Origin of the sequence: Pseudomonas sp. BIOMIG1BAC, assembly GCF_001705995.2 — a bacterium.
Lineage (GTDB): Bacteria > Pseudomonadota > Gammaproteobacteria > Pseudomonadales > Pseudomonadaceae > Aquipseudomonas > Aquipseudomonas sessilinigenes.
The window spans coordinates 4,931,005-4,957,133 of record NZ_CP049045.1; the positions used below are offsets into that span (position 1 = coordinate 4,931,005).

Consider the following 26,129-nt stretch of genomic DNA (forward strand, 5'->3'; position numbering starts at 1 on the left):
AGACTGCCGATGACCACGCCACTGCCTTGCTACCACTGCGCCCTGCCGGTTCCTCCCGGCAGCCGGTTCACCGCCGTCGTGCTCGGCGAATCCAGGGAGTTCTGCTGCCCGGGTTGCCAGGCGGTCGCGGAGGCGATAGTCGCCGGCGGCCTGGAGCATTACTACAGCCATCGCAGCGAAGCCTCGGCCAACCCCGAGGCCTTGCCGGTACAACTGGTGGACGAACTGGCGCTGTACGATCGCGCCGACGTGCAACAACCCTTCGTCCGCCATGAGGGCGAACTGGCGCAGACCACCCTGCTCATGGAAGGCATCAGCTGCGCCGCCTGTGGCTGGTTGATCGAGAAGCACCTGCGCAGCCTGCCAGCGGTGGCCGAGGCCCGCCTGAACCTGTCCAATCACCGCCTGCATGTGAGCTGGGCCGACAGCGAGCTGCCACTGAGCCAACTGCTCGCCCAACTGCGGCATATCGGCTACGCCGCCCATCCCTATCAACCGGACAAGGCCTCTGAGCAATTGGCCGGGGAAAATCGCCTGGCCCTGCGCCAACTGGGAGTAGCAGGCCTGCTCTGGTTCCAGGCAATGATGGCAACCATGGCCACCTGGCCGGAATTCAACATCGACCTGAGCCCGGAGCTGCACACCATCCTGCGCTGGGTCGCGCTGTTCCTCACCACACCCATCGTCTTCTACAGCTGCGCGCCGTTCTTCAAGGGCGCCATGCGTGACCTGCGCACTCGCCACCTGACCATGGACGTCTCGGTCTCTCTGGCCATCGGCGGCGCCTACCTGGCAGGCATCTGGACCTCCATCAGCGGAGTGGGCGAGCTGTACTTCGACGCGGTGGGCATGTTCGCCCTGTTCCTCCTCGCTGGCCGCTACCTGGAACGCCGGGCTCGGGAACGAACCGCAGCGGCCACCGCGCAACTGGTCAATCTGCTACCGGCCTCCTGCTTGCGCCTGGACACGAACGGCCAGAGCGAACGCATCCTGCTCAGCGAATTGCGCCTGGGCGACCGGGTGCTGGTGCATCCTGGTGCGGTCCTGCCGGCAGACGGCAAGATCCTCGACGGTCAGTCGAGCGTCGACGAGTCGCTGCTCACTGGTGAGTACCTGCCACAACCACGTAGCCAGGGCGATACCGTCACCGCCGGCACCCTGAATGTCGAAGGCGCGTTGACCGTCGAAGTCCTGGCGCTGGGCCAGGACACCCGCTTGTCCGCCATCGTGCGCTTGCTGGACCGGGCCCAGGCCGAGAAGCCGCGCCTGGCGGAAATCGCCGATCGCGCGGCACAGTGGTTTCTCCTGCTGTCCTTGATCGCAGCCGCCGCCATTGGCCTGCTGTGGTGGCAACTGGATGCCCCAAGGGCATTCTGGATCGTCCTGGCGATGCTGGTGGCGACTTGCCCCTGCGCACTCTCCCTGGCGACCCCGACCGCCCTCACCGCCGCCACCGGCACCCTGCACAAGCTTGGCCTGCTATTGACCCGCGGCCATGTGCTCGAAGGCTTGAACCAGATCGATACAGTGATTTTCGACAAGACCGGCACCTTGACCGAAGGACGCCTGGCCTTACGCACCATCCGCCCGCTGGGAGAGCTGTCCAGCGACGCATGCCTGAGCCTGGCCGCGGCCCTGGAGAATCGTTCGGAGCACCCTATTGCCCGGGCTTTCGGCCGCGCACCAGTGGCCGCCGAAGAAGTCACCAGCAGCCCAGGCCTGGGCCTGGAGGGCCTGGTGGAAAACCAGCGCCTGCGCATCGGCCAACCGGCATTCGTCTGTGAGCTCAGTGGCTGCCCGGTTCCGTCGATGCCTGATGAGGCCGGTCAATGGCTACTACTGGGTAACGAACAGGGCGCCCTGGCCTGGCTGGTGCTCGATGATCGGCTGCGTAGCGACGCACCAGCGCTGGTAGCGGCCTGCAAGGCTCGCGGCTGGCACACCCTGCTGCTATCCGGAGACAGCTCGCCGATGGTCGCCAGCGTTGCCGCCCAACTGCAGATCGACGAGGCCCGTGGTGGCCTGCGCCCGGACGACAAACTGCAGGTCCTGCAACAGTTGCACCAGCAGGGACGCAAGGTGCTGATGCTCGGCGACGGGGTCAACGACGTGCCGGTACTGGCCGCCGCCGATATCAGCGTGGCCATGGGTTCGGCCACGGACCTGGCCAAGACCAGCGCCGACGCGGTACTGCTGTCCAACCGCCTCGACGCCCTGGTGCAAGCCTTCAGCCTGGCACGCCGGACGCGCCGGGTAATCATCGAGAACCTGCTGTGGGCCGGGCTGTACAATGGCCTGATGCTGCCATTCGCCGCCCTTGGCTGGATCACTCCGGTATGGGCGGCGGTCGGCATGTCCATCAGTTCCCTGACCGTGGTGCTCAACGCCCTGCGCCTGACCCGCATGCCGCGCCAGGCCGACAGCGCCGACGCCCCAACAACCCGCCCGCTGCCGGCCTAAGCCGCCGGGCCTGGAGTCCAGATGCCTGCTCTCTACGTGATGATCCCGGCCGCGTTGCTGATCGTGGCCATCGCCATCTACATCTTCTTCTGGGCCGTCGATAGCGGTCAGTACGATGATCTGGACGGTCCAGCCCACAGCATCCTGTTCGATGACCAGGACCCCAGCCATACCGCCGCGGTCGACCAGGCCAAGAACCAGGTCGCGCAAGACGCCGACAGCCTCAAGAAGCCGGAGCCACCTCATGCTTGAACTGGCTCCACTCCTGGTCTCGGCGCTGATTCTTGGGCTCCTGGGCGCAGGGCACTGCCTGGGCATGTGCGGAGGCCTGATGGGCGCCCTGACCCTGGCCATTCCCAAGGAGCAACGCAGCCGCCGCTTTCGCCTGCTATTGGCCTACAACCTGGGACGCATTGGCAGCTATGCCCTGGCCGGCCTGCTGCTGGGGCTGGCAGGCTGGGCGGTAGCCAATAGCCCGCTGGCACTGTTCATGCGCACACTCGCCGGGCTGCTGCTGATCGCCATGGGCCTGTACCTGGCTGGCTGGTGGAGCGGCCTGACCCGCATCGAGGGCCTGGGCAAGGGGCTGTGGCGACACATACAACCAGTGGCCAACCGCTTGCTACCGGTCTCCAGCCTACCCCGTGCCCTGCTGTTGGGCGCACTCTGGGGCTGGCTACCCTGCGGCCTGGTGTACAGCACCTTGCTATGGTCGGCGAGCCAGGGCAATGCCCTGGACAGCGCCCTGCTGATGCTGGCCTTCGGCCTGGGCACCTGGCCGGTCCTGCTGGCTACCGGCCTGGCGGCGGAGCGGGTCACGGCCCTGTTGCGCCGCCGTAGCGTACGCCTGGCCGGCGGCCTGTTGGTCATCCTCTTTGGTATCTGGACCCTGCCAGGTCCACACCAGCACTGGTTGATGGGCCACTGAAGCCTTCGCGAAGCGCTACCCCAGCCGCCTGGGAACACCCTTGATACAAATCAAGATGGCTTCAGCCCCTACCCCCTAGACTCGCGAGCATTGCCAGCCTATCCGGGGGAATTCCCGCATGCTCGACGCCATTCGTTGGGACACAGATCTGATCCGCCGCTACGACCTGGCGGGCCCACGCTACACCTCGTACCCGACCGCTGTGCAATTCAACAGCCAGGTCGGCGCCTTCGACCTGCTGCACGCCCTGCGCGACAGCCGCAAGGCCCAGCGCCCGCTGTCGCTGTACGTGCACATCCCGTTCTGCGCCAACATCTGCTACTACTGCGCCTGCAACAAGGTCATCACCAAGGACCGCAGCCGTGCCCTGCCCTACCTTCAACGGCTGGAACAGGAGATGCAGTTGATCGCTTGCCACCTGGCCCCCAACCAGCGGGTCGAGCAACTGCACTTCGGCGGTGGCACCCCGACCTTTCTCAATCATGATGAACTGCGCCAGCTGATGGCCTTGCTGCGCAAGCACTTCAACCTGCTTGATGACGACTCCGGCGACTACGGCATCGAGATCGACCCCCGTGAGGCCGATTGGTCGACCATGGGCCTGCTGCGCGAGTTGGGCTTCAACCGAGTCAGCGTCGGCCTGCAAGACCTGGATCCGGCCGTGCAGCGAGCGGTCAACCGCCTGCAGAGCCTGGAGGAAACCCGGGCAGTGATCGAGGCGGCTCGCACCCTGCAATTCCGCTCCATCAACATCGACCTGATCTATGGCTTGCCCAAGCAGACCCCGGAAAACTTCGCCCGCACCGTGGATGAAGTGATCAGCCTGCAACCCGATCGGCTCTCGGTGTTCAACTATGCCCATCTGCCGGAGCGCTTCATGCCGCAACGCCGGATCAGCAGCACCGAACTGCCGGCACCCGCGGAGAAATTGCAGATGCTGCAACGCAGTATCGAGCAGTTGACCGCTGCCGGTTATCGCTACATCGGCATGGACCATTTCGCCTTGCCCGATGACGAGCTGGCGATTGCCCAGGAAGAGTCGACCCTGCAACGCAACTTCCAGGGCTACACCACTCACGGCCATTGCGACTTGATTGGACTTGGCGTATCGGCCATCAGCCAGATCGGCGATCTGTACTGCCAGAACAGCAGTGACCTGACGCACTATCAAAACGCTTTGGCAGGCGCCCAACTAGCCACTAGTCGCGGCTTGGTCTGTAATGCCGACGATCGTCTGCGCCGTGAAATTATTCAACAACTGATATGCAACTTTAGTCTTAAGGATGGTCTGAAGTAGCCATGTATTTCCCCGGCATACCACCTAGCGCAACTTTTAAACTCGCCAAATGATCAAAAAACAATCAATTCGACGAGTATTTCTTACGTTTTCGCCACCCGGACCCCACTCCGGTGGCCATTTCCCGCATTACAGGCGCACCTCTCCTGCATTCGTCAGTAAATGTCGGCGCGCCATCCACAGGTTCGACAGAGCGAACAGTGTCACCAGTTGCGCCGTGTTTTTGGCCAAGCCGCGAAAGCGCACCTTGGTGTAACCGAACTGGCGCTTGATTACCCGGAACGGATGCTCGACCTTGGCGCGCACCTGAGCCTTGGCCTTTTCAATCTTGCGCTTGGCTTTGTACAGCACGCTGCGCTTATCGAGTTTTTTGTAGGTGCTGCGGCGTGCCGCCACCTGCCAGATAACTTCACGTCCTTCATGCTCGGGCCGCTTTTCGACACCGGTGTAGCCTGCATCGGCGCAGACCACGTTTTCGTCGCCATGCAGCAATTTGTCCACCTGGGTGACATCCGCCACATTGGCCGCCGTGCCCACTACGCTGTGCACCAGACCCGATTCGTCATCGGCGCCGATGTGGGCCTTCATGCCAAAATAATACTGGTTTCCCTTCTTGGTCTGGTGCATTTCCGGGTCGCGCTTGCCGTCCTTGTTCTTGGTCGAACTGGGCGCATTGATCAGCGTTGCATCGACGATGGTGCCCTGGCGCAGCGACAGGCCGCGGTCGCCCAGATAGCCATTGATGACAGCGAGGATGCCGGCCGCCAGCTCGTGTTTCTCCAGCAAGCGGCGGAAGTTGAGAATGGTGGTTTCGTCGGGGATGCGCTCCAGGTTCAGCCCGGCAAACTGGCGCAGGATCGTGGTTTCGTACAGCGCTTCCTCCATCGCTGGATCGCTGTAGCCGAACCAGTTCTGCAGCAGATGCACACGCAGCATCGCCATCAACGGGTAGGCCGGACGGCCACCTTCACCTTTCGGATAATGTGGCTCGATCAAAGCAATCAAGCCCTTCCACGGCACCACCCGATCCATCTCGATCAGGAACAACTCCTTGCGGGTTTGCTTGCGCTTGCCAGCGTACTCGGCGTCGGCGAAGGTCATCTGCTTCATCGGGAAACTCGGTGGGTGGGGTCGCGGTATTTTGCCAAATCAGAAAGTCTTTTTCAGAGTTTCCTTAGCAAAAAAGCGGCGTACAAACCTAATCACAAGCGCGATTAAAACACTTCGACGAGCGATAAAAGATGTCATGCCTCCCTCGCCGGCAAATGCTCTAGTCCCTCAGGACTCGGCGGCTTGGGGCTTTTTCCTCGAGCCCTGGATCTGCGACAACTCGGCCAAGGTGGAGGTCAAGCGACAGATCGCATCCTGATCTTCCTTGAACAGGGCCCGATAACAATCAAGCACCTGTTCCTCCATCTGGCTCAACCTGCCAGCCACGACTGGCGTCCGTTCACTGGTCAGTACATAAAGAACATCCACTCCCTTTGCCGCTACCCGGGACAGATAATCTGCCTTGGGTGCGCGATCGCCACTTTCGTACTTACCCTGGGCGTTGGCTTCCACCCCGCCGATTTCACCAAAGACTCTCTGCGACAGTCCAAGGCGCTCCCGCTCCTGCCTCAACCGCAAACCGATTCCACTCATTTGGATGTATGATCCCATCAGATACACCCCAAGGGGTGTCATACTCTTCAAGCCTTGAACAAAATTGAACGGTTTTGAACTATGCCCGGTATCCGCACTGCCGCACAAGCCAAGGCCTGGCTGGAACATCAAGGAAAATCGGTTCAACAGTTCGCCCGCGAACATGGGGTTGATCCGGCCACGACCTACCAGGTGCTGGCAGGCCGCAAGAAAGGCAAACGAGGGGAAGCACACAAGGTTGCGGTGCTATTGGGAATGAAGGACGGCATCATTCTGGATGAAGTGCCAGTGGTGGACCCGGCCCTGATCTGAGCCGGCCTGCCGTTCAGCCCGGGCGGCTGTCGCCGGCTTCGCTGGAGACCGAGCGCTCCATGCGCCAGAAGCAATCGTCGTCGCCCACCACCTGTAATCCCATGCGCTCATACAGGCGTTGTGCCGGGTTGCCCTTGAACACGGTCAGGCGCAGCAACTGCCGGCGCTCCCGACACGCCATCTCCATCATCCGCTGCAGGCTCCATGTCCCAGCCCCCTGCCCGCGCCAAGCCGGCAGCACATGCAACTCACGGACATAGAGCGCCCGCAGATCACGACTCAGGCTGACGAAACCCAGCGTTTGGTGGTCCTGGCAGATCAACAGGTTTTCACGACCGGCCCAGGCCACATCGAAAGCCTCGTCAAGCCAGAGCAGCTCATGACGGATGTAATAACCCAGCATTGTGGAGCGGGTCAGCTCCCGGGCAAATACCAGGTCCGTCTCGGCGGCCGGACGCAGTTCGAATCGGCTCATTGCTCGAGCGGCAGCACTTCGGCCTGCCACCGCCCGGCCTCGCCACGAACGATCAGCAACGCCTCGCCAGTCCCCTCCACCGCTGCCAGCAGCTCCCCCGTGGGGCCCCAGGCCGCACTGCGCCCGGCACAGGTCCAGCCGCCACTGGGGCCACCATGATTGGCCATCAGCACCAGTAGTCCATGCTCCCCGGCATAGCCTTGCAGCAGTGCGCTGTCAACGGCATGGCCGCCCTCGCTGATCAGCACGCCCGCAGCATAGACATCGGCCCCAGCCTGCGCTGCCGCCTGCACATGGCTGGCATGGCTGAAGTCTGCACAAACCGCCAGGGCAATCTGGTGCTCGGCAAATGCCAAGGGAGCCCCACCACTGCCTGCGGCAAAAGCGCGCTCCTCCCCGGGATGCAGGTGCTGCTTGCTATAGACCGCCAGCGAGCCGTCAGCCCCCAGTACCAGCGCACCGATCAGTACCGGCCCGCCATCGACCAGGCGAATCGGCATCCCCACCACCGTAGTCATGTGCAGCTCCCGAGCCAGGTCGCGCACCGGTTGCAGTACCGGCGAATCCGGAGCCACCGCCAGCTCGGCCGCCAGTTGCGGCTCATAACCGGTGAGCGACAGCTCGGGGAATACCAGCAACTGCACGCCCTGCTGCGCCGCCAGGCACATCAAGCGCTGGTGCCCGGTGAGGTTGGCCGGCAGGTCGCCAGCAATGGATTCCGATTGGGCAGCGGCAAGGGTCAGCAAGGTCATGGACAGTCCTTTTTCGAGCAGCGACGGGGGTAACCAGGCAGGTGCCGCGAGTGTCGCACAAAACCCCCAGTGGATTAATCCATAGTCGCGAGTCCCCCTGCGCCATAGAAATTACTGATTGAATCGCCGCCCCAGCCTCTAGTAAGCTCGCTGCACTTCACGGAGAAACCCCATGCTGTCCCAGACCCTTTCCCTGCATCGCCACACCGCCTGCGCACTGCGCTCGGTTGCGGCTGCCTGGGTCACTGGCAGCGCGGCGGCGAGCTTTTATTTTGGGTATTGGTTTAGCCACTGGCGCGCCTGATACCCAACCGGCGCCCATAAAAACGGGTCGCCCACCAGAGAATTCTCAACCCCCGGTCGGCCTCCCGACCGGGGGTTTTGTTTTTCCGGGGCTTGGATCTTCAACCACGATTTTTTGCGACACACCGAACTTACCGAGGATTGCACCATGAACTACGCCACCTATTACCGTTACGACATGTTTTCCACCTGGCGATTTAGCAGCCTCCGCTCGGGACAGCCTGCCGCCTCCGATCGGTCACCTACCGGTGGCAATTGCACACTCATGGCCAGTACGGCCAATTGTCGAACACCCCAGTAGGGCCGCGCGCGGGACATCACCCGCCGCCCGCCCAGGAAGACCGCACATGAATTCGTCCGTATCCGCTCTGTCCCTGTCCGCTCAAGCCAGCGCCAACGAACCCCTGACCCAGCGCCTGCCCAGTTCCCTGGAACTCAAGCAGCACCTGCCGCTATCCACGGCCCTGAGCCAGCAAGTCAGCACCCATCGCCAAGCCATCCGCGCCATCCTCCAAGGCCAGGACCCACGCCTTCTGGTAGTGGTCGGCCCCTGCTCCATCCACGATCCGCAATCGGCCCTGGAATATGCCGCCAACCTGGCCCGGCTGTCCGCGCAAGTGAGCGACCAGATGCTCCTGGTGATGCGCGCCTACGTGGAAAAACCCCGTACCACCGTCGGCTGGAAAGGCCTGGCCTACGATCCGCACCTGGACGGCAGCGATGACATGGCCGGTGGCCTGGCCCTGTCCCGGGAGCTGATGCGCGAGATGCTGCGCCTGGGCCTGCCGATCGCCACCGAGCTGCTGCAACCCATGGCCGCTGGCTACTTCGACGACCTCTTGAGCTGGGTCGCCATCGGCGCACGCACCACCGAATCGCAGATCCACCGGGAAATGGCCAGTGGCCTGGAGATGCCAGTGGGCTTCAAGAACGGTACCGACGGCGGCGTCGCCATCGCCTGCGACGCCATGCGCTCGGCCGCCCATCCGCACCGCCACTTCGGCGTCGACAGCCAGGGCCATCCGGCGATCATCCAGACTGCAGGCAATCCCGATACCCACCTGGTGCTGCGCGGCGGCCACCGTGGACCGAACTACGACCGCCAGAGCATCGCCCAGGTCCAGCGCGACCTGCACAAGTTGAAGATCCCGGCGCGGATCATGGTCGATTGCAGCCACGCCAACAGCGGCAAGGACCCCGCGCGCCAGCCGGCAGTGTTCAACGACGTGCTTGAGCAGCGCCTGCAAGGCGACGCCTCGCTGATGGGCGTGATGCTCGAAAGCCATCTGTTCGAAGGCTGCCAACCGCTGAGCGGCAACCTGCGCTACGGCGTCTCGATCACCGACGGCTGCCTGGGCTGGGACACCACCGAGCAACTACTGGGCAACGCCGCCCAGCAACTACGAGCACAGGCCGCTAGCGCCTGAGCATCGGCGCAGCCACTGTCGCGAACGACGACAGTGGCTGCAGACGGCTTCGAGCGTCAAACCGGCGGTCGTGGCGGTAACGGCTTGAAGGAACTTTGACAGGAAATGGCCACCTGATTCCGGTAGTCTCTGCACTTTCTTGAAAGGAGCAATTCCCATGGCCAAAGCCACTGCCCGTCACATCCTGGTTGCCAGCGAAGCCAAGTGCAACGAACTCAAAGCCGAAATCGAAGCCGGCGCCGACTTCGCCGACGTGGCGAAGCAGCACTCCACCTGCCCTTCCAGCCGCGACGGCGGCAACCTGGGCTCTTTCGGCCCAGGCCAGATGGTCAAGGAATTCGACACCGTGGTATTCAGCGCCCCGGTCAATGTCGTGCAAGGCCCGGTGAAGACCCAGTTCGGTTATCACCTGCTGGAAGTCACCAGCCGCCAGGACTGATCCTCAGCCCAGCGTTCGTTCCAACGGCCTGCCTCTCGGCGGGCCGTTGTCTTTATGAAACCTGTACGCACCAAGACAGATGCGGCTGGCCAGTCACGCGCCGCTAGCGTAAAAATCGTGGTCAACGATCACCCGGCTCTTAAGGCTGACAATGCGACTGCTTTCCCCTACCGTACTGTTCATCGCCCTGCTGCTGGGCGCCACAGGTGCCCAAGCGGTACCGCAACATGCCATGACCGTCTACGGCGAACCCGCCAAGTATCCCCAGGGTTTCAGCCACTTCGACTACGTCGACCCCCAGGCCCCCAAAGGCGGGACCCTGCGCCGCTCGGCCATCGAGATCGGCCGCTTCGACCACGTCCTGCCCTATATCGACAAGGGCATCGGCGTATCCCAGCTGGACGGCCTGGTGTATGCCCCACTGGCCCTGCGCTCCCTGGATGAACCCTACACCGTCTATGGCCTGGTGGCCGAGAAGATGGAGCGCGCCGAGGACGGCCTGTGGTTGCGCTTCTACCTCAATCCCAAGGCCCGTTTCGCCGATGACACGCCGATCACCGCCGAAGACGTGCGCTACAGCTACGACCTGTTGATGACCCAGGGCAGCATGCGTTATCGCACCCAGTTCGCCGATGTCAGCGGCGTCACCGTGGAGTCGCCACGGGTGATCCGCTTCGACTTCAAGAACAACGAGAACCGTACCCTGCCCCTGGATATCGCGACCCTGCCGGTGTTTCCCGAACACTGGTGGAAGAGTCGCGACTTCGCTGGCGGTGGCGGCTATGAAGCGCCCCTAGGCAGCGGCCCCTATCGCGTGGGCAAGGTGGACTCCGGCAACAGCATCACCTTCATCCGTAACCCCGACTGGTGGGGCAAGGACCTGCCGGTCAGCCGCGGCCTGTACAACTTCGATCATTTGAGCGTCGAGTACTTCGGCGACATCGACGTCGCCCGCCAAGTGCTGCGCGGCGGGGCCTACGACTACAACCGCGAGTTCTCCGCCACCGGTTACTCCATCGGCTACGACAGCCCGGCCCTGACCGACGGGCGCCTGCAGAAGGCCCATCTGGCCCAGGCCGCACCGCAACCGGCCCAGGGCTACGTATTCAACCTCGACCGCCCGGTGTTCCAGGACCGCCGCACACGCCAGGCCCTGGCCATGCTCTGGGACTTCGAGTGGAGCAACCGGCAGATGATGCGCAACCTGTACATCCGCCAGCAGAGCTTCTTCTCCAACACCCCGCTGGCGGCCCGCAGCCTGCCGGACGCCGAGGAGTTGAAGATCCTCGAGCCATTGCGCGGGCAGATTCCCGACGAGGTCTTCACCCAGGTGTTCGAAGCACCGAAGACCGACGGCAGTGGCGTACTGCGCGACAAGCAATTGCAGGCCCTGTCCCTGCTGGAACAAGCCGGCTGGAAGCCTGAGGGCGACAAACTGGTCAATGCCCAGGGCGAGCCCCTGGCGTTCACTTTCCTGATCACCCAGGGCTCCATCGAGCGCCTGTTGCTGCCCTACAAGCGCAACCTGGCCCAGATTGGCATCACCCTGAACATCCGCCGCATCGATTCCGCGCAGTACGTCAACCGGCTGATGGCCCGCGACTACGACATGATCGTCACCGGCTACCCGGTGTCCACCTCGCCCGGGCTGGAGCTTTACAACTACTATGGTTCCGCTGCCGCCAACGACCCGGGCTCGAACAACCTCATGGTGCTCAAGAACCCGGCGGTGGATACCCTGGTCAACGGCCTGGTCAAGGCCACCAGCCAACCGGAAATGCTGCGCTACGCCCATGCCCTGGACCGGGTGCTGCAATGGAACTACTACTGGATCGCCAACTACTACCCACCCGGCACGTCCACCGTCTGGTGGAACCGCTTTGGCAGGCCCAAGGTACCGGCCAGCAACGACGAAGCCATCGAGACCTGGTGGGAAGTCAGCCCCACCCCGCTGACCAATGAACAGATGGCCGCCGAGCTCGCGCGCCGTAACAAACCCGGAGCACGCCCCTGATGCCGGCCTATATCCTGCGGCGCTTGCTGCTGATCATCCCGACCCTGCTGATCATCCTTCTGGTGAACTTCGTGATCGTCCAGGCTGCTCCCGGCGGCCCGGTGGAACAGGCCATCGCCCGCTTGCAGGGCATTGGCGGCGGCGGTGTCGGTGGCTCCGCCGACGCCATGAGCAGTGGCGGCTCGCGAGCCAGCCGCGGCCTGGACCCCAAGCTGATCCAGGACATCGAGAAACAGTACGGTTTCGACAAGCCGGCCCATGAACGCCTGTGGCTGATGCTCAAGAACTACGCCCAGCTGGACTTCGGTAAGAGCTTCTTCCGTGGTGCCACGGTCACCGACCTGATCCTGGAAAAGATGCCGGTGACCATCTCCCTGGGGCTGTGGGCAACCCTGATCACCTACCTGGTGTCGATCCCCTTAGGGATTCGCAAGGCGGTGCGCCATGGCAGCCACTTCGATATCTGGAGCAGCACCGCGATCATCATCGGCTACGCCATGCCGGCCTTCCTGTTCGCCATGTTCCTGATCGTGCTGTTCGCCGGCGGGACCTCGCTGAACTGGTTCCCGGTGCGCGGCCTGGTCTCGGACGATTTCGACCAGCTGAGCACCCTGGGCAAGATCGCCGACTACTTCTGGCACCTGGTGCTGCCCGTCAGCTCCCTGGTGATCGGCGGCTTCGCTACCCTGACCATCCTCACCAAGAACAGCTTCCTCAACGAAATTACCCGCCAGTACGTAGTCACCGCCCGGGCCAAGGGCCTGAGCGAACGCCGGGTGCTGTACGGCCATGTGTTTCGCAACGCCATGCTGCTGGTGGTCTCGGGCATTCCCCAGGCCTTCATCAGCGTGTTCTTCGCAGGCTCGTTGCTGATCGAGGTGATCTTCTCTCTCGATGGCCTGGGACGCATGAGCTACGAGGCCGCGGTCTCCCGGGACTATCCGGTGGTGTTCGGCTCGCTGTTCATCTTCACCCTGTTCGGGCTCTTGATAAAACTCATCGGCGACCTGTGCTACACCCTGGTCGACCCGCGCATCGACTTCGCCGCGAGGAACGCCTGATGCTCAAGCTTTCCCCTTTGGCGCGCCGACGCCTTGACCGTTTCAAGCAGAACCGCCGGGGCTGGTGGTCGCTGTGGCTGTTCATCGGCTTGTTCATCCTGACCCTGGGCGGCGAGCTGATCGCCAACGACAAGCCGCTGGTGCTGAGCTACCAGGGTTCGCTGTACTTCCCGGTGTTCAAGCGCTACACCGAGCAGGAGTTCGGCGGCCAGTTGCCGTTCCAGGCCGACTACCGCAGCGACTACGTGCAGCAGCTGATCCGCAAGGACGGCGGCTGGCTGCTGTTCCCACCCATCCCCTTCAGCGAGGACACGCCCAACTACGACCTGACCCGACCGGCCCCCAGCCCGCCCACGGCGACCAACTGGCTGGGCACCGACGACCAGGCCCGGGACGTCCTCGCGCGGGTGATCTACGGCGCCCGGGTGTCGATCCTGTTCGCCCTGGCCCTGACCGCCATCAGCGCCCTGGTCGGCATTGCCGCCGGCGCACTGCAAGGCTACTACGGCGGCTGGGTCGACCTCTTGGGCCAGCGCCTGCTGGAAGTCTGGTCGGGGTTGCCGGTGCTGTACCTTTTGATCATTCTGTCCGGTTTCGTCGAACCGAACTTCTGGTGGCTGCTGGGGATCATGGCGCTGTTCTCCTGGCTGGCCCTGGTGGACGTGGTCCGCGCCGAATTCCTGCGCGGGCGCAACCTGGAATACGTCAAGGCTGCCAGGGCCCTGGGCCTGAGCGATCGCAAGGTGATCCTGCGGCACATCCTGCCCAACGCCATGAACGCCACCCTGAGCTACCTGCCGTTCATCCTCACCGGCGCCATCTCGACCCTCACCGCCCTGGACTTCCTCGGCTTCGGCATGCCCGCCGGCAGCGCTTCCCTGGGCGAGTTGATCGGCCAGGGCAAGCAGAACCTGCAGGCGCCATGGCTGGGGCTGACGGCGTTCTTCGCCCTGGCGCTGATCCTCTCGCTGCTGGTGTTCATCGGCGAGGCGCTGCGCGATGCCTTTGATCCCCGATCTTGAAGCGGACTGTAGAAATGACTGAAAACCTGATCGAAATCCGCCAGCTCAATGTGGCCTTCGGCGGCCGCCCAGCGGTCCGCGACCTGTGCCTGGACATCCGTCCCGGCGAGTGCCTGGCGCTGGTGGGCGAGTCCGGCTCGGGCAAATCGGTGACGGCCCACTCGATCCTGCAACTGCTGCCCCAGACCGGCTGCAGCAGTAGCGGCAGCGTGCGTTACCGCGGCCAGGAGCTGATCGGAGCCGACAGCGCCACGCTGCAAAAGCTGCGGGGCAACCGCATCGCCATGATCTTCCAGGAGCCCATGACCTCGCTGAACCCGCTGCACAGTATCGAGAAGCAGATCGGCGAAACCCTGCTGCTGCATCGCGGCCTGGGCGGCAAGGCGGCCCAGGCACGCATCCTCGAACTGCTGGAGCTGGTGGGCATCCAGAAACCCCGGGAACGGCTCAAGGCCTACCCACATCAGTTGTCCGGCGGCCAGCGCCAACGGGTGATGATCGCCATGGCCCTGGCCTGCGAACCGGAGCTGCTGATCGCCGACGAACCCACCACCGCCCTGGACGTCACCGTACAGCGCAAGATCCTGCTGTTGCTCAAGTCCTTGCAGCAACGCTTGGGCATGTCGCTGCTGCTGATCAGCCACGACCTCAACCTGGTGCGGCGCATCGCCCAGCGCGTGTGCGTGATGAAGTCCGGGGAAATCGTCGAGCAGGCCGACTGCGACACCCTGTTCAACGCTCCGCAGCACCCCTATAGCTGCGAGTTGCTGCACGCCGAACCCGAGGGCCTGCCACTGTGCCGCGACACCCGCGACACCGTGCTGGAGGTGGACAATCTCTGCGTCGAGTTCCAGGTCGGCGGCGGCCTGCTGAGGCGCAAACAGTACCTGCGGGCGGTGGACGGTATCAGCCTGCGCGTGCAGCAGGGCAAGACCCTGGGCATCGTTGGCGAATCCGGCTCGGGCAAGTCGACCCTGGGCCAGGCGATCCTGCGGCTGCTGGATTCCCAAGGTGGCATCCGCTTCCAGGGCCAGGCCCTGGACGGGCTCAACCAGAAACAGCTGCGGCCCTGGCGCAAGCAGATGCAGGTGGTGTTCCAGGACCCCTTCGGCAGCCTCAGCCCGCGCATGTCGGTGGCGCAGATCATCAGCGAGGGGCTGGAAGTGCACAGCCAGTACGATACCCACCAGTGCGACGAGCAAGTGATCCGCGCCCTGGAGGAAGTCGGCCTTGACCCGGAAAGCCGCCATCGTTATCCCCACGAATTCTCCGGCGGCCAGCGCCAGCGCATCGCCATCGCCCGGGCCCTGGTGCTCAAGCCGGCGCTGATCCTGCTGGACGAACCCACTTCGGCCCTGGATCGCACGGTGCAGAAACAAGTGGTGACCCTGTTGCGCCAGCTCCAGGAGAAGTACGGCCTGACCTACCTGTTCATCAGCCACGACCTGGCGGTGATCCGTGCCTTGGCCCACGACATGATCGTGATCAAGGACGGCCAGGTGGTGGAAAGCGGCGCCAGCCACCAGGTATTCGCAGCCCCGCAGCACCCCTACACCCGGGAACTGCTGGCCGCCGCCCAACCCGGCTGAACCTGCGGCGATCGACGGCCCTCCCCGTTCGCGCCCGCTATGCGCCCATGCGCAGCCTGCGACAGCGGCTACACCAAGCCTCGCCCCTGTAGCCGCTGCCGAGCCTGCGAGGCTGCGCCAAGGTCCGCAGGACCTTGCGGCAATCTCCAGCCACCCCTTCCCTGGTCGCGCCCGGGAGGGGATTGTCGGCATAATCGGCGCCGCCAGCCCCAGGACCCCAGCCCATGAACGACAGCGAAAACCTCAAGGACTACCAGCGTGTGCGCCAACTGGCGATCCGCTCGCTGTTCGAGATCATCGAGCAATCCAGCGAAGGCACGGTGATCGTCGACCGCGACGCCAATATCGTCTGGATGAACGAGCGCTATGCCCGGCGTTTCGGCCTGGAGTCGGCGACATTCGCCATCGGCAAGCCCTGCGAGAGCGTGATCCCCGGCAGCCTGCTGCGTGAAGTGGTGCGCACCGGCCGGCCGATCCTGCTGGACATGCAGGACACCCCCAAGGAACCGCTGGTGGTCATGCGCCTGCCGATCCACGACGCCGCGGGCCTGGTGATCGGCGCCATCGGTTTTGCCCTGTACGACGAGCTGCGCAGCCTCTCGCCGATGCTCAAGCGCTACCTGAGCATGCAGGAAGAACTGGCCTCCACCCGCTCGCTGCTGCGGGCCCGGCAGACCAAGTACAACTTCGCCCATTTCATCGGCACCAGCAGCGCCAGCCTGGAGGTCAAGCGCCGGGCCCGGCGCGGCGCCAGCACTGAGTCGCCGGTGTTGCTGCAAGGCGAAACCGGCACCGGCAAGGAGTTGCTGGCCCAGGCCATCCACGCCGCCTCGCCACGGGCGCACAAGCCCTTCGTCAGCATCAACAGCGCGGCGATTCCCGAAGCCCTACTGGAAGCTGAGTTCTTCGGCACCGCCCCCGGCGCCTTCACCGGCGCCGACCGCAAGGGGCGCGCCGGCAAGCTGCAGATCGCCCAGGGCGGCAGCCTGTTCCTCGACGAAATCGGCGACATGCCGTTACCCCTGCAGAGCAAGCTGCTGCGAGTGCTGCAGGAAAAGGAGTTCGAGCCGGTGGGCTCCAACGAGGTGATCCACAGCGATGTGCGGATCATTGCCGCCACCTCCACCGACCTGGAGGCGGCGATCAAGCGCGGAGAATTCCGCGCCGACCTGTATTACCGCCTCAATGTACTGCCGATCCAGGTGCCGGCCCTGCGCGAGCGCCTGGACGACCTGCCGGCGCTGAGCGAAGGCATCCTCGAAGAACTGCGCAGCCAGCACGAACTGACACCCGAGGCCCTGGCGCTGCTGGGCCAGCACGCCTGGCCGGGGAACATCCGCGAACTGCGCAACGTGCTGGAGCGCGCGGCGTTGCTCAGCGACGACCTGCTGCTCGGTGCCGGGGATATTCGGGCGGCGATTGGCAACTTCAACCCACTGCCGCCCACGGCCATCGCCGCGTCCGCCGAGGCGTTGCCCCATGAAACCTTTGCCGCGGCGCGCGAGCGTTTCGACCGTCAGTTGATCGAGACGACTCTGGCGCAATGCGCCGGCAAAGTGGACCAAGCGGCGCGGCGCCTCGGCCTGGGCCGCTCGACGCTGTACAAGAAAATGGCAGCCCTGGGCATCGCTGAGTCTCAATAAAGAGACACATATCTCCATTTGGAGAAATAGCCAGCGCTTCGCGCTGATCGCGGGTAAGACCCATCCTTACAGAGACGTGCGTGGCTTTTGTAGGAGCGGGGCTTGCCCGCGATAGCACCCTCAGGCTCGAGAAAAGTCTCAAAACAGAGACAAAATTCCTTGCCGTCACTTAATAAATATAAAAACTCCTTATATTTCAATAACTTGTAAAAATGGCACAAAACTCGCTATAGCCCCTCTCCACACGCAGTACCCACAACAAGAACAATCCTGGAGAGACACACCATGAGTGTGATCATTGCCCTGGCAGCCCTGGCGCTGCTGATGCTGGCCGCCTACCGTGGCTACAGCGTCATCCTGTTTGCCCCCATCGCCGCCCTCGGCGCCGTCCTGCTCACCGACCCATCCGCCGTAGCGCCTGCCTTCACCGGGGTGTTCATGGAAAAGATGGTGGGTTTCATCAAGCTGTACTTCCCGGTGTTCCTGCTGGGTGCGGTGTTCGGCAAGCTGATCGAGTTGTCGGGGTTCTCCCGCTCCATCGTCGCCGCCGCCATCCGCCTGTTGGGCACCCGCCAGGCGATGCTGGTGATCGTGCTGGTCTGCGCCCTGCTGACCTACGGTGGCGTGTCGTTGTTCGTGGTGGTGTTCGCGGTCTACCCGTTCGCCGCCGAGATGTTCCGCCAGAGCGACATCCCCAAGCGCCTGATCCCGGCGACCATTGCCCTGGGGGCGTTCTCCTTCACCATGGACGCCCTGCCCGGCACCCCGCAGATCCAGAACATCATCCCCAGCACCTTCTTCAACACCACCGCCTGGGCCGCGCCCTGGCTGGGGCTGATCGGCACCCTGTTCGTGTTCTGCGCCGGCATGCTGTTCCTCCAGCGCCAACGCAGCAAGGCGCAAAAGGCCGGTGAAGGCTACGGCAGCGACCTGCGCAACGAACCGGAGACCGCCGCCGACCTCAAGCTGCCCAACCCCTGGGTGGCCCTGTCGCCGCTGTTGCTGGTAGGGGTCATGAACCTGCTGTTCACCCACTGGATCCCCCAGTGGTATGGCAAGACCCACAGCCTGGCCCTGCCGGGCATGGCGGCGCCGGTGACCACCGAGATCGCCAAGCTCACCGCCATCTGGGCGGTACAGGCCGCCTTGCTGGTGGGCATCCTGATGGTGCTGGCATGTGGCTTCGGCGCCATTCGCAGCAAGCTCGCCGAAGGCAGCAAGAGCGCGGTCAGCGGCGCCTTGCTGGCGGCCATGAACACCGCCTCGGAGTATGGCTTCGGCGCGGTGATCGCGTCCCTGCCGGGGTTCCTGGTGCTGGCCGACTGGCTCAAGAGCATCCCCAACCCGCTGGTCAACGAGGCCATCACCGTGACCCTGCTGGCCGGCATCACCGGCTCCGCCTCGGGCGGCATGAGCATCGCCCTGGCGGCCATGTCCGAGAGTTTCATCAGCGCCGCCCACGCCGCCAACATTCCCCTGGAAGTGCTGCACCGGGTGGCCGCCATGGCCAGCGGCGGCATGGACACCCTGCCCCACAACGGCGCGGTGATCACTCTGCTGGCGGTCACCGGGCTGACCCACCGCGAGGCCTACAAGGACATTTTCTGCATTACCCTGATCAAGACCCTGGCGGTCTTCGTCGTCATCGCCACTTTCTACGCCACTGGCATCGTGTGAGGTATTCATGACCACTCTTTCTGGCAAGACCGCCCTGGTCACCGGCTCCACCAGCGGTATTGGCCTGGGTATCGCCCAGGTCCTGGCCCGGGCCGGAGCCAACCTGATTCTCAACGGCTTCGGCGACGCCTCCCAGGCTATCGCCGAGGTTCGGCAGCACGGCGTCAAGGTTGGCCACCACCCGGCGGACGTCAGCGACCCGGCGCAGATCGCCGAGATGTTCGCCTATGCCGAACGCGAGTTCGGTGGCGTCGACATCCTGGTGAACAACGCCGGCATCCAGCACGTGGCCACCGTCGAGGCGTTTCCAGTGGAACGCTGGGACGCGATCATCGCCATCAACCTGTCGGCGGTGTTCCACAGCACCCGCCTGGGGCTGCCGGGCATGCGCGCCAAGGGCTGGGGGCGGATCGTCAACGTCGCCTCGGTGCACGGCCAGGTGGGTTCGGTGGGCAAGGCCGCCTATGTCGCGGCCAAGCACGGGGTGATCGGCCTGACCAAGGTGGTGGGCCTGGAGACCGCCACCAGCAACGTCACCTGCAACGCCATCTGCCCGGGTTGGGTGCTGACCCCGCTGGTGCAGAAGCAGATCGACGACCGCGCGGCCAGCGGCATCGACCCGCAACAGGCGCGCCACGACCTGCTGGCGGAAAAGCAGCCCTCCCTGGAGTTCGTCACCCCGGCGCAGCTGGGCGAGCTGGTGCTATTTTTGTGCAGTGATGCCGGAGCCCAGGTCCGCGGTGCGGCCTGGAACATCGATGGCGGCTGGCTGGCGCAATAACGGCAGCGGCAAGCTGTAAGCGGTGAGCCGCCAGCAACAGCAGATCAGAAGAACAACAAGAGAGCCCTTGCATGTCCGACATACTCTGGCAACCCAGCGCCGAGCGCATTGGCAAGACGCGCATCGACGCCTTCCGCCGCTTCATCAACCAGCGCCACGGCCTGGACATCGGCGACTACCCCGGCCTGCACCAGTGGAGCATCGACCAGCGCGAAGCCTTCTGGCAGGCCATCGTCGACTTCTTCGAGGTCAGCTTCCACCAAGGCGCCGAATGCGTGCTGCGCGAAGGGCCGCAGATGCCCAGCGCCCAGTGGTTTCCCGGGGCCACCCTGAACTTCGCCGAACACCTGCTCAAGCGCCGAGACGACAGTGTGGCGGTGGTCGCGATCGCCGAAGACGGCCAGCGCCAGCAACTGACCTACGCCGAGCTGGCGGCCCAGGTCGCCGGCCTGCAAGCCAGCCTGCGGGCCATCGGGGTCGGCCTGGGCGACCGGGTGGCGGCCTGCATGCCCAATACCTGGCAGACCCTGGTGGGCATGCTCGCCACCACCAGCCTGGGCGCGGTGTGGTCCAGTTGCTCGCCGGACTTCGGCACCCAGGGCGTGATCGACCGTTTCGGCCAGATCGAACCCAAGGTGCTGATCACCTGTGCCGGCTACCGCTACGCCGGCAAGGATGTGGACCAGGGTGAAAAGATCGACCAGATCCTCCAGCGCCTGCCCTCCCTGGAACAACTGCTGATCGTGCCCGGCACCCGGCCCCAGGCCCGCGCCGAGGACTACCGGACCCAGGCCCGGGTCAGCCTGTGGCAGGACTTCTACCGGAGCGGCGGCGACCCCGTGTTCGTCGCGGTACCCTTCGCCCACCCGCTGTACATCCTCTACTCCAGCGGCACCACCGGGGTGCCCAAGTGCATCGTCCATGGCACCGGCGGAGTGCTGTTGCAGCACCTCAAGGAACACGGCCTGCACGCCGACCTCGGCCCCGGCCAGCGGCTGTTCTACTACACCACCTGCGGCTGGATGATGTGGAACTGGCTGGTCTCGACCCTGGCCACCGGTGCCAGCCTGGTGCTCTACGACGGCTCGCCGTTCCACCCCCATAACGAGCGCCTGATCGACCTGATCGACAGCGAAGCGATCAACGCCTTCGGCACCAGCCCCAAGTACCTGGCCGCCCTGGAGAAAGCCGGTAGCCGGCCACGCCTGAGCCACCGCCTCGACACCCTCAAGACCCTGCTGTGCACTGGCTCGCCGCTGTCGCCCCAGAGCTACGACTACGTGTATCGGGAGATCAAGGCCGACCTGTGTCTGGCCTCGATGTCCGGCGGCACTGATATCGTCGCCTGCTTCGTCGCCGGCAACCCGGTGCAAGCGGTGCGCCGTGGCGAGATGCAGGGCAAGGGCCTGGGCATGGCCATCGAAGTCTGGAACGACCAGGGCCAGCCGGTACTCGGCGAGAAAGGCGAACTGGTCTGCACCCGGCACTTCCCGAGCATTCCGGTGGGGTTGTGGAACGACCCGGACCAGAGCCGGCTGCGCGACTCCTACTTCAAGTTGTTTCCCGGGGTCTGGGCCCAGGGCGACTACGCCGAACAACTGGCCGATGGCGGCTGGCTGATCCACGGTCGTTCGGACGCGGTGCTCAACCCCGGCGGCGTGCGCATCGGCACCGCGGAGATCTACCGCCAGGTGGAGAAGCTCGAACAAGTGCTGGAGAGCCTGGCCATCGGCCAGAGCTGGGAGCAGGACGTGCGGGTGGTGCTGTTCGTGCGCCTGCAGGAGGGCGTGGCGCTGGACGACGCCCTGCGCGAGCGCATCCGCCAGGTGATCCGCAGCAACACCACGCCACGTCATGTACCCGCCAGGATCCTTGCGGTGACCGACATCCCCCGGACCATCAGCGGCAAGATCGTCGAGCTCGCGGTGCGTAATGTGGTCCATGGCCTGCCGGTGAAGAATACCGACGCCCTGGCCAACCCCGAGGCCCTGGAACAGTTCCGCGACCGCGAGGAACTGCGCAGCTGATACACCGCACCGACCGCTCCTGCGGCCGCTGCGCGCCCGTGCGCAGCCTCGCAGGCTCGGCAGTGGCTACAGGCACCGCGCTGGATTGGCTGCGCTTGGTGTAGCCGCTGCCGCAGACTGCGTACGGCCCGGCACAGCCCCCAAACCTGACTCCCCGCCGCACCTGGCACACCGTGCCAAGCGAGATCGCGGCCGCTGTGCGATGCCCGGCGCTGGTCATCGAACGTCAATGCGGGTGAAAATGACCACGCCAGAACCACCTACACTCCATCCGTTTGCATAGGCAGCACGCTTCACAGGCTGCCGGTCATTGCGCCGTACCGCAGCGCCCAGGACTCCCTCGACATGAATGGCTCCCACCACGGCAGCGAAGCCGCCACCCTGATTGCCCGCCTGGACTGGGCGAGCACGGCCCTGGGTGACTCAGGGCAATGGCCGCAGAGCCTGCGCACCGCGGTAGACATCGTGATCCATTCGCCCATGCCGATGCTGTTGCTCTGGGGTGGCGAACTGACGCAAATCTACAACGATGGCTTCGCCCTGCTGGCGGGCAACAAGCATCCCAGGGCCTTCGGCCAGCCAGCGCACCTGATCTGGCCGGAGCTGATGGATTTTACCGACCCGGTTTATCGCGCCGTGCTCAACGGCCAGGTACGCACCTTCAGCGAGCAGCGCTTCAACCTGCAGCGCACCAACGGCACCGCCTACGAGCTGTGGCTGGACCTGACCTACAGTCCGATCCGCAATGAACACGGCGATGTCGCCGGGATCCTGGTCACCGCCATCGAAACCAACGAACGCCGGCGCATCGCCCTGGAGCTCAAGCAGCGCTCCGACGACAGCCTGCGAGCCCAGCACGAGACCGAAGAACGCCTGCAACTGGCCCTGGCCGCCACCGATGCGGTGGGTACCTGGGACTGGAACATTGGCGAAGATCGCTTCATTGCCGATGCGCATTTCGCCCAACTGCACAGTGTCGACCCACTGCGCTCGCGCCAACTGCCCATCAGCGAGTACCTCAAGGGCGTGCACCCTGAAGACCGCGGCATGGTGGCCCGCAGCATCAAGCACTGCATCAGCCATGGCAGCGAATATGCCGAGGAGTACCGCCTGCAACTGGCTGATGGCCAGATGCGCTGGGTCTTTGCCCGGGGCCGCTGCTACAAGGATCATCATGGCCGGCCGACGCGCTTTCTCGGCGCGGCCCTGGACCTCACCGAGCGCAAGCAGATGGAACAGGCGCTGCGCCAGGGCCAGACCGAGTTGCAGTTGATCATCAACGCCATGCCGGCATTGATCGCCTACGTCGATCGCGAAGAGCGCTTTCGCCTGAACAACAGCGCCTACCTGGACTGGTACGGCGTGACGCCCCAGGAGCTGTACGGCAAGACCATCCGCGAGGTGGTAGGCGAAGAAATCTATGCCTCGCGAGCCGAGAAGATCGCCCTCGCCCTGTCCGGCAAGCCGTGCAGCTTCGAGGCCAATTCCCCCCATCGCGACGGTCGCCCGCGCCATGCCTTGACCCGCTACCTGCCACGCCATGGCGCCGATGGCGCAGTCAACGGGTTCTATATCTTCGTCAACGACGAGACCGAGCGCCGGCAGACCGAGGAAGCCCTGCGCAACCTCAATGAAACCCTGGAGGAGCGGGTCAATCGCCGCACCGAGGCGCTGGCCACGGCCAACCAGCGCCTGCAGAACGAGATGTTCGAGCGCGAGCGCGCCGAAGACGCCCTGCGCCATGCGCAGAAAATGGAAGCGGTGGGCCAGCTCACTGGCGGTATCGCCCATGACTTCAACAACATGCTGACTGGCATCATCGGCAGCCTGGACCTGATGCAGCGCTACATCGACAACGGCCGCAGCGACCAGATCGGCCGTTTTACCGACGCAGCCATGTCGTCGGCCAAGCGCGCGGCCTCCCTGACCCATCGCCTGCTGGCTTTCTCCCGTCGCCAGTCACTGGACCGCCGCCCCCTGGACCCGAACCAACTGGTGCGCTCGCTCAATGATCTGTTCAACCACACCAAGGGCGAGCACATCGAACTGCACTTGCAACTGGCCGATGGCATCTGGTCGGTGAATACCGACGCCAGCCAACTGGAAAACGCCCTGCTCAACCTGGTGATCAATGCTCGCGATGCCATGCCCAACGGCGGGCGGCTGCTGATCGAGACCAGCAACAGCTACCTGGACGGCAGCGACATCAGCACCCTGGAGCCCGTCAAGGCTGGCGACTACGTCATGCTCGGCGTCAGCGACAACGGCGCCGGCATGAGCCCGCGGATCCTGGCCAAGGCCTTCGACCCCTTCTTTACCACCAAGCCCATCGGCCAGGGCACGGGCCTGGGCCTGTCGATGATCTACGGCTTCGCCCAACAGTCGGGGGGACACGTGACCATCAGCAGCGAGCCGGACCAGGGCACCTGCGTGCGCCTCTACCTGCCGCGCCTGCACGCCGCGCCCCAGGAGCACAGCGAACCCGGTGCCAGCGGCGAGCCGCCCCAGGCCATTGCCGGGGAAAGCGTGGTGGTGGTCGAGGACGATCCGGCGGTGCGCATGCTGGTGCTCAATGTGCTGAGCGAACTGGGCTACCGCGCTTTCGAAGCCGAAGACGCTCGTAGCGCCCTGCCCTTGCTGGAGTCGCCGATGCGTGTCGACCTCTTGGTGACCGACGTCGGCCTGCCGGGCATGAACGGGCGGCAACTGGCAGAAATCGCCCGCCAGCATCGCCCCGGGCTCAAGGTGCTGTTCATGACCGGTTATGCGGAAAAGGCCGCCGAGCGCCAGGGCTTCCTGGAGCCGGGCATGGACTTGATGGCCAAGCCGTTTTCCATCGAGGAGCTGGCGCAGAAGATTCGCCAGATGATCGGCCGCGAGCCTGCGAATCAGGCATAATCCGCGGCCGCCGATTTCCCGCGACAAGGTTACCCCCATGAAAGCCCAAGCCCGCCACATCCTGGTGAAAACCGCCGAAGAGGCCGAACAGCTCAAGCAGCGCATCGCCAAGGGCGAAGCCTTCGACGTGCTGGCCAAGAAGTACTCCACCTGCCCGTCCGGCAAGCGCGGCGGCGACCTGGGCGAAGTGCGCCCGGGACAGATGGTCGGCGCCATCGACCAGGTGATCTTCAAGAAACCCCTGCGCACCGTGCACGGCCCGATCAAGAGCAAGTTCGGCTACCACCTGGTGCAAGTCTTCTTCCGCGACTGACCTGTAGCCGCTGCTGCGCCAAGGCCCACAGGGCCTTCAGCGCCTTCAAGACCGACCCTGCGGCCCATACGCAGCCTGCGGCAGCGGCTACACCGCGTGGCGAGGAATCAGGGCACCAGGGTGCTGGATCACTCGTGCCGCCAGGCGATGCCCGGCTTCGGCGGCTGACACCACCCCCTGCCCTGACAAACGCGCAGCCAGGTAGGCGGCGCTGAACGAATCCCCCGCCGCCGTGGTATCCACCACCTTGTCCACCTGCTGCGTCGGCACCTGGTACAGGCCCTCGCCACAGCGCACCCAGCACGGCTGGGCGCCGCACTTGACCACCACTTCGGCCAGCCCGGGATAGGCCGCCAGCACCGCTTCAGCATTGGCATGGCCGAACAGCGCCTGTTCGTCATCCAGGGTCAGCAGCGCCAGGTCGACCTGCTCCAGCACCTGCTGGTAGGTCTGCCGCGCCTGCTCCACGGATGCCCAGAGCCTGGGCCGGTAGTTGTTGTCGAACACCACCTGCGCCCCTCGCCGACGAGCCTCGGGCAACAGTTCCAACAACCGGGCACGACCGGACTCGCCCAGCACCGCCAGGGTGATGCCGCTGAAATACAGCACGTCGTAGCCCTGCAACTGCTCCAGGATCGCCCCGGCCGCCGGGGTGTTGAAGCAGTCGCGCACCGCCGCCTCGTTGCGCCAATACAAAAAGCGCCGCTCACCACGCTCATCGGTCTGGATGCAATACAACCCCGGCAAGCGCCCGGGCAGGCGCTGGACCTTGTCCAGGCCGATCCCCTCGGCGGCCCAGGCCTGGCACATGGCTTCGCTGAAACTGTCGTCGCCCAGGGCGGTGACGTAATCGACCCGGGCGCCCTCGCCCAGCTCCCGGGCCAGGTACACCGCAGTGTTCAAGGTGTCGCCGCCGAAGCTCTGTTGCAGGCTGCCGTCGGCGCGGTGTTGCAGTTCGATCATGCATTCGCCGATCAAGGCGATGCGCGGGTTGGCGATGTTCATGATGAAGGCATCTCTGGCGAGTATTTGTGTTGTCGGGGAGGACATCATCACCTGCACAGCAG

General features: G+C 64.5%; 22 protein-coding genes and 1 pseudogene. 18 read left to right on the top strand and 5 right to left on the bottom strand.

The annotated features are described in order from the left end of the window. Nucleotides 1-9: 9 nt before the first annotated feature. The 4 genes and pseudogenes from ATY02_RS22975 to hemN all read left to right on the top strand — a co-directional run. Nucleotides 10-2,460 carry a heavy metal translocating P-type ATPase gene (locus ATY02_RS22975; RefSeq protein ID WP_068588095.1) on the top strand — a complete coding sequence of 817 codons (2,451 nt, stop codon included), beginning with the start codon at nt 10-12 and terminating at the stop codon, nt 2,458-2,460. 21 nt (nt 2,461-2,481) lie between these two features. Then, the gene (gene ccoS, locus ATY02_RS22980; RefSeq protein WP_068588092.1) at nt 2,482-2,712 is read left to right on the top strand and encodes a cbb3-type cytochrome oxidase assembly protein CcoS; all 231 of its coding nucleotides are present in this window, start codon (nt 2,482-2,484) and stop codon (nt 2,710-2,712) included. Further along, entirely contained in the window at nt 2,705-3,388 is a 684-nt protein-coding gene (locus tag ATY02_RS22985; protein ID WP_068588089.1) for a sulfite exporter TauE/SafE family protein, read from the top strand. Before ccoS ends, ATY02_RS22985 begins: the two co-directional genes overlap by 8 nt. Nucleotides 3,389-3,506: 118 nt before the next feature. Next, nucleotides 3,507-4,667, top strand: a pseudogene (gene hemN / locus ATY02_RS22990) (oxygen-independent coproporphyrinogen III oxidase); the annotation flags it as partial. Between the two features lie 147 nt (nt 4,668-4,814). On the opposite strand, the gene ATY02_RS22995 reads toward hemN, so the two are convergent. Together ATY02_RS22995 and ATY02_RS23000 are read right to left on the bottom strand one after the other, a co-directional pair. Further along, nucleotides 4,815-5,795: an IS5-like element IS1384 family transposase gene (locus tag ATY02_RS22995; RefSeq protein ID WP_010466230.1), complete on the bottom strand. Its 981-nt coding sequence runs from the start codon at nt 5,793-5,795 to the stop codon at nt 4,815-4,817. A 168-nt stretch (nt 5,796-5,963) separates the two neighbouring features. Then, the gene (locus ATY02_RS23000; protein ID WP_068581472.1) at nt 5,964-6,329 is read right to left on the bottom strand and encodes a helix-turn-helix domain-containing protein; all 366 of its coding nucleotides are present in this window, start codon (nt 6,327-6,329) and stop codon (nt 5,964-5,966) included. An 81-nt stretch (nt 6,330-6,410) separates the two neighbouring features. Here ATY02_RS23000 and ATY02_RS23005 point away from each other — a divergent pair, with 81 nt between their 5' ends. After that, on the top strand, nt 6,411-6,641 hold the full coding sequence (locus tag ATY02_RS23005) for a DNA-binding protein (RefSeq protein WP_068581210.1): 231 nt from the start codon (nt 6,411-6,413) through the stop codon (nt 6,639-6,641). Between the two features lie 13 nt (nt 6,642-6,654). Here the strand turns inward: ATY02_RS23005 and ATY02_RS23010 are convergent, their stop codons facing one another. After that, nucleotides 6,655-7,116, bottom strand: coding sequence for a GNAT family N-acetyltransferase (locus tag ATY02_RS23010; protein WP_068581213.1), 462 nt, complete (start codon nt 7,114-7,116; stop codon nt 6,655-6,657). Continuing rightward, nucleotides 7,113-7,868 (bottom strand): carbon-nitrogen hydrolase family protein, encoded by a 756-nt coding sequence (locus ATY02_RS23015; RefSeq protein WP_068581216.1) that lies wholly within the window; start codon nt 7,866-7,868, stop codon nt 7,113-7,115. The genes ATY02_RS23010 and ATY02_RS23015 overlap by 4 nt, the downstream gene beginning before the upstream one ends. A 172-nt stretch (nt 7,869-8,040) precedes the next feature. Between ATY02_RS23015 and ATY02_RS36395 the strand changes: the two genes are divergently transcribed. From ATY02_RS36395 to ATY02_RS23075, 13 genes are all read left to right on the top strand, one after another. Then, a complete protein-coding gene (locus tag ATY02_RS36395) occupies nt 8,041-8,172 on the top strand; it encodes a hypothetical protein (protein WP_265582640.1) in 132 nt (43 codons plus the stop codon). Between the two features lie 346 nt (nt 8,173-8,518). Further along, complete coding sequence (locus ATY02_RS23020) at nt 8,519-9,598, top strand: 3-deoxy-7-phosphoheptulonate synthase (protein WP_068581219.1); 1,080 nt, start codon at nt 8,519-8,521, stop codon at nt 9,596-9,598. Between the two features lie 157 nt (nt 9,599-9,755). Then, nucleotides 9,756-10,037, top strand: a complete 282-nt coding sequence (locus ATY02_RS23025) for a peptidylprolyl isomerase (RefSeq protein ID WP_068581222.1) — start codon at nt 9,756-9,758, stop codon at nt 10,035-10,037. Between the two features lie 151 nt (nt 10,038-10,188). Continuing rightward, entirely contained in the window at nt 10,189-12,051 is a 1,863-nt protein-coding gene (locus tag ATY02_RS23030) for an extracellular solute-binding protein (protein ID WP_068581225.1), read from the top strand. Next, nucleotides 12,051-13,112, top strand: a complete 1,062-nt coding sequence (locus ATY02_RS23035) for a microcin C ABC transporter permease YejB (RefSeq protein WP_068581229.1) — start codon at nt 12,051-12,053, stop codon at nt 13,110-13,112. The genes ATY02_RS23030 and ATY02_RS23035 overlap by 1 nt, the downstream gene beginning before the upstream one ends. Beyond that, entirely contained in the window at nt 13,112-14,134 is a 1,023-nt protein-coding gene (locus ATY02_RS23040; RefSeq protein ID WP_068581232.1) for an ABC transporter permease, read from the top strand. The genes ATY02_RS23035 and ATY02_RS23040 overlap by 1 nt, the downstream gene beginning before the upstream one ends. A gap of 14 nt (nt 14,135-14,148) precedes the next feature. Further along, nucleotides 14,149-15,723, top strand: a complete 1,575-nt coding sequence (locus ATY02_RS23045; protein WP_068595770.1) for an ABC transporter ATP-binding protein — start codon at nt 14,149-14,151, stop codon at nt 15,721-15,723. Nucleotides 15,724-15,947: 224 nt separating this feature from the next. Then, complete coding sequence (locus tag ATY02_RS23050; protein ID WP_068581235.1) at nt 15,948-17,366, top strand: sigma-54 interaction domain-containing protein; 1,419 nt, start codon at nt 15,948-15,950, stop codon at nt 17,364-17,366. Nucleotides 17,367-17,651: 285 nt separating this feature from the next. Continuing rightward, on the top strand, nt 17,652-19,043 hold the full coding sequence (locus ATY02_RS23055; RefSeq protein ID WP_068581239.1) for a GntP family permease: 1,392 nt from the start codon (nt 17,652-17,654) through the stop codon (nt 19,041-19,043). Between the two features lie 7 nt (nt 19,044-19,050). Next, nucleotides 19,051-19,824 carry a 3-hydroxybutyrate dehydrogenase gene (hbdH, locus tag ATY02_RS23060; protein WP_068581241.1) on the top strand — a complete coding sequence of 258 codons (774 nt, stop codon included), beginning with the start codon at nt 19,051-19,053 and terminating at the stop codon, nt 19,822-19,824. A gap of 71 nt (nt 19,825-19,895) precedes the next feature. Further along, a complete protein-coding gene (locus ATY02_RS23065; RefSeq protein ID WP_068581243.1) occupies nt 19,896-21,851 on the top strand; it encodes an acetoacetate--CoA ligase in 1,956 nt (651 codons plus the stop codon). Nucleotides 21,852-22,196: 345 nt separating this feature from the next. Next, on the top strand, nt 22,197-24,749 hold the full coding sequence (locus ATY02_RS23070) for a hybrid sensor histidine kinase/response regulator (protein ID WP_068581246.1): 2,553 nt from the start codon (nt 22,197-22,199) through the stop codon (nt 24,747-24,749). Nucleotides 24,750-24,786: 37 nt separating this feature from the next. Then, nucleotides 24,787-25,062 (top strand): peptidylprolyl isomerase, encoded by a 276-nt coding sequence (locus ATY02_RS23075; RefSeq protein WP_011061856.1) that lies wholly within the window; start codon nt 24,787-24,789, stop codon nt 25,060-25,062. Nucleotides 25,063-25,149: 87 nt separating this feature from the next. Here the strand turns inward: ATY02_RS23075 and ATY02_RS23080 are convergent, their stop codons facing one another. Beyond that, a complete protein-coding gene (locus tag ATY02_RS23080; protein WP_068581249.1) occupies nt 25,150-26,067 on the bottom strand; it encodes a sugar kinase in 918 nt (305 codons plus the stop codon). Between the last annotated feature and the right edge of the window lie 62 nt (nt 26,068-26,129).

Bases quoted from the DNA above. Each gene is read 5' to 3' on its own strand.
- ATY02_RS23055 (WP_068581239.1), top strand. From the start codon at position 17,652: ATGAGTGTGATCATTGCCCTGGCAGCCCTGGCGCTGCTGATGCTGGCC.
- ATY02_RS23070 (WP_068581246.1), top strand. From the start codon at position 22,197: ATGAATGGCTCCCACCACGGCAGCGAAGCCGCCACCCTGATTGCCCGC.
- ATY02_RS23015 (WP_068581216.1), bottom strand. From the start codon at position 7,868: ATGACCTTGCTGACCCTTGCCGCTGCCCAATCGGAATCCATTGCTGGC.
- ATY02_RS23020 (WP_068581219.1), top strand. From the start codon at position 8,519: ATGAATTCGTCCGTATCCGCTCTGTCCCTGTCCGCTCAAGCCAGCGCC.
- ATY02_RS23050 (WP_068581235.1), top strand. From the start codon at position 15,948: ATGAACGACAGCGAAAACCTCAAGGACTACCAGCGTGTGCGCCAACTG.
- ATY02_RS23045 (WP_068595770.1), top strand. From the start codon at position 14,149: ATGACTGAAAACCTGATCGAAATCCGCCAGCTCAATGTGGCCTTCGGC.
- ATY02_RS23030 (WP_068581225.1), top strand. From the start codon at position 10,189: ATGCGACTGCTTTCCCCTACCGTACTGTTCATCGCCCTGCTGCTGGGC.
- ATY02_RS23005 (WP_068581210.1), top strand. From the start codon at position 6,411: ATGCCCGGTATCCGCACTGCCGCACAAGCCAAGGCCTGGCTGGAACAT.
- ATY02_RS23035 (WP_068581229.1), top strand. From the start codon at position 12,051: ATGCCGGCCTATATCCTGCGGCGCTTGCTGCTGATCATCCCGACCCTG.
- ATY02_RS23000 (WP_068581472.1), bottom strand. From the start codon at position 6,329: ATGAGTGGAATCGGTTTGCGGTTGAGGCAGGAGCGGGAGCGCCTTGGA.
- ATY02_RS23065 (WP_068581243.1), top strand. From the start codon at position 19,896: ATGTCCGACATACTCTGGCAACCCAGCGCCGAGCGCATTGGCAAGACG.
- ATY02_RS23025 (WP_068581222.1), top strand. From the start codon at position 9,756: ATGGCCAAAGCCACTGCCCGTCACATCCTGGTTGCCAGCGAAGCCAAG.
- ATY02_RS36395 (WP_265582640.1), top strand. From the start codon at position 8,041: ATGCTGTCCCAGACCCTTTCCCTGCATCGCCACACCGCCTGCGCACTG.
- ccoS (WP_068588092.1), top strand. From the start codon at position 2,482: ATGCCTGCTCTCTACGTGATGATCCCGGCCGCGTTGCTGATCGTGGCC.
- hbdH (WP_068581241.1), top strand. From the start codon at position 19,051: ATGACCACTCTTTCTGGCAAGACCGCCCTGGTCACCGGCTCCACCAGC.
- ATY02_RS23075 (WP_011061856.1), top strand. From the start codon at position 24,787: ATGAAAGCCCAAGCCCGCCACATCCTGGTGAAAACCGCCGAAGAGGCC.
- ATY02_RS22995 (WP_010466230.1), bottom strand. From the start codon at position 5,795: ATGAAGCAGATGACCTTCGCCGACGCCGAGTACGCTGGCAAGCGCAAG.
- ATY02_RS22985 (WP_068588089.1), top strand. From the start codon at position 2,705: ATGCTTGAACTGGCTCCACTCCTGGTCTCGGCGCTGATTCTTGGGCTC.
- ATY02_RS23010 (WP_068581213.1), bottom strand. From the start codon at position 7,116: ATGAGCCGATTCGAACTGCGTCCGGCCGCCGAGACGGACCTGGTATTT.
- ATY02_RS23080 (WP_068581249.1), bottom strand. From the start codon at position 26,067: ATGAACATCGCCAACCCGCGCATCGCCTTGATCGGCGAATGCATGATC.
- ATY02_RS23040 (WP_068581232.1), top strand. From the start codon at position 13,112: ATGCTCAAGCTTTCCCCTTTGGCGCGCCGACGCCTTGACCGTTTCAAG.
- ATY02_RS22975 (WP_068588095.1), top strand. From the start codon at position 10: ATGACCACGCCACTGCCTTGCTACCACTGCGCCCTGCCGGTTCCTCCC.